This window comes from Streptomyces atroolivaceus, from assembly GCF_000717025.1.
GTDB lineage: Bacteria > Actinomycetota > Actinomycetes > Streptomycetales > Streptomycetaceae > Streptomyces > Streptomyces atroolivaceus.
Map to the genome: position 1 here is coordinate 1 of NZ_JNXG01000042.1, position 3,132 is coordinate 3,132.

Sequence of the window (3,132 nt, forward strand, 5' to 3'; positions counted from 1 at the left end):
GCTTCCACATCTGGCCTATCAACCCAGTCGTCTACTGGGAGCCTTAACCACTCAAGGTGGTGGGAATACTCATCTCGAAGCAGGCTTCCCGCTTAGATGCTTTCAGCGGTTATCCTTTCCGAACGTAGCCAACCAGCCATGCCCTTGGCAGGACAACTGGCACACCAGAGGTTCGTCCGTCCCGGTCCTCTCGTACTAGGGACAGCCCTTCTCAATATTCCTACGCGCACAGCGGATAGGGACCGAACTGTCTCACGACGTTCTAAACCCAGCTCGCGTACCGCTTTAATGGGCGAACAGCCCAACCCTTGGGACCGACTCCAGCCCCAGGATGCGACGAGCCGACATCGAGGTGCCAAACCATCCCGTCGATATGGACTCTTGGGGAAGATCAGCCTGTTATCCCCGGGGTACCTTTTATCCGTTGAGCGACAGCGCTTCCACAAGCCACTGCCGGATCACTAGTCCCGACTTTCGTCCCTGCTCGACCCGTCGGTCTCACAGTCAAGCTCCCTTGTGCACTTACACTCAACACCTGATTGCCAACCAGGCTGAGGGAACCTTTGGGCGCCTCCGTTACTCTTTAGGAGGCAACCGCCCCAGTTAAACTACCCATCAGACACTGTCCCTGATCCGGATCACGGACCCAGGTTAGACATCCAGCACGACCAGAGTGGTATTTCAACGACGACTCCACAACCACTGGCGTGGCCGCTTCAAAGTCTCCCACCTATCCTACACAAGCCGAACCGAACACCAATATCAAACTATAGTAAAGGTCCCGGGGTCTTTCCGTCCTGCTGCGCGAAACGAGCATCTTTACTCGTAGTGCAATTTCACCGGGCCTATGGTTGAGACAGTCGAGAAGTCGTTACGCCATTCGTGCAGGTCGGAACTTACCCGACAAGGAATTTCGCTACCTTAGGATGGTTATAGTTACCACCGCCGTTTACTGGCGCTTAAGTTCTCAGCTTCGCACACCCGAAAGTGCACTAACCGGTCCCCTTAACGTTCCAGCACCGGGCAGGCGTCAGTCCGTATACATCGCCTTACGGCTTCGCACGGACCTGTGTTTTTAGTAAACAGTCGCTTCTCGCTGGTCTCTGCGGCCACCCCCAGCTCAGGAAGCAAGTTCCCTCACCAGTGATGGCCCCCCTTCTCCCGAAGTTACGGGGGCATTTTGCCGAGTTCCTTAACCATAGTTCACCCGAACGCCTCGGTATTCTCTACCTGACTACCTGAGTCGGTTTAGGGTACGGGCCGCCATGAAACTCGCTAGAGGCTTTTCTCGACAGCATAGGATCATCCACTTCACCACAATCGGCTCGGCATCAGGTCTCAGCCTTAATGTGTGACGGATTTACCTACCACACGGCCTACACCCTTACCCCGGGACAACCACCGCCCGGGCTGGACTACCTTCCTGCGTCACCCCATCGCTTACCTAGTACAAGTCTGGTTCGTCGGCTCCACCACTACCCTCAACTCCGAAGAGATCGGGCCGGCTTCACGGACTTAGCATCGCCTGATTCAGTATTGGGCGTTTCAAAGCGGGTACCGGAATATCAACCGGTTGTCCATCGACTACGCCTGTCGGCCTCGCCTTAGGTCCCGACTTACCCTGGGCAGATCAGCTTGACCCAGGAACCCTTAGTCAATCGGCGCACACGTTTCTCACGTGTGTATCGCTACTCATGCCTGCATTCTCACTCGTGAACCGTCCACAACTCGCTTCCGCGGCTGCTTCACCCGGCACACGACGCTCCCCTACCCATCCACACAGGCGTTGGCCCTATATGTGTGAATGACACGACTTCGGCGGTACGCTTGAGCCCCGCTACATTGTCGGCGCGGAATCACTTGACCAGTGAGCTATTACGCACTCTTTCAAGGGTGGCTGCTTCTAAGCCAACCTCCTGGTTGTCTCTGCGACTCCACATCCTTTCCCACTTAGCGTACGCTTAGGGGCCTTAGTCGATGCTCTGGGCTGTTTCCCTCTCGACCATGGAGCTTATCCCCCACAGTCTCACTGCCGTGCTCTCACTTACCGGCATTCGGAGTTTGGCTAAGGTCAGTAACCCGGTAGGGCCCATCGCCTATCCAGTGCTCTACCTCCGGCAAGAAACACACGACGCTGCACCTAAATGCATTTCGGGGAGAACCAGCTATCACGGAGTTTGATTGGCCTTTCACCCCTAACCACAGGTCATCCCCCAGGTTTTCAACCCTGGTGGGTTCGGTCCTCCACGAAGTCTTACCTCCGCTTCAACCTGCCCATGGCTAGATCACTCCGCTTCGGGTCTAGAGCGTGCAACTCAATCGCCCTATTCGGACTCGCTTTCGCTACGGCTTCCCCACACGGGTTAACCTCGCTACACACCGCTAACTCGCAGGCTCATTCTTCAAAAGGCACGCAGTCACGACTGCATGTGCAAGCACACACAGCGACGCTCCCACGGCTTGTAGGCACACGGTTTCAGGTACTATTTCACTCCGCTCCCGCGGTACTTTTCACCATTCCCTCACGGTACTATCCGCTATCGGTCACCAGGGAATATTTAGGCTTAGCGGGTGGTCCCGCCAGATTCACACGGGATTTCTCGGGCCCCGTGCTACTTGGGTGTCTCTCAAACGAGCCGTTAATGTTTCAGCTACGGGGGTCTTACCCTCTACGCCGGACCTTTCGCATGTCCTTCGCCTACATCAACGGTTTCTGACTCGCCTCACAGCCGGCAGACTGTGAAAAAGAGATCCCACAACCCCGTATGCGCAACCCCTGCCGGGTATCACACACATACGGTTTGGCCTCATCCAGTTTCGCTCGCCACTACTCCCGGAATCACGGTTGTTTTCTCTTCCTGAGGGTACTGAGATGTTTCACTTCCCCTCGTTCCCTCCACACTGCCTATGTGTTCAGCAGCGGGTGACAGCCCATGACGACTGCCGGGTTTCCCCATTCGGAAACCCCCGGATCAAAGCTTGGTTGACAGCTCCCCGGGGACTATCGTGGCCTCCCACGTCCTTCATCGGTTCCTGGTGCCAAGGCATCCACCGTGCGCCCTTAAAAACTTGGCCACAGATGCTCGCGTCCACTGTGCAGTTCTCAAACAACGACCAGCCACCCATCACCCC

General features: G+C 56.2%; 1 rRNA gene. It reads right to left on the reverse strand.

The features are described from left to right. Positions 1 to 3,075, reverse strand: a 23S ribosomal RNA gene (locus OO67_RS35285); the annotation flags it as partial. Positions 3,076 to 3,132 lie beyond the last annotated feature (57 nt).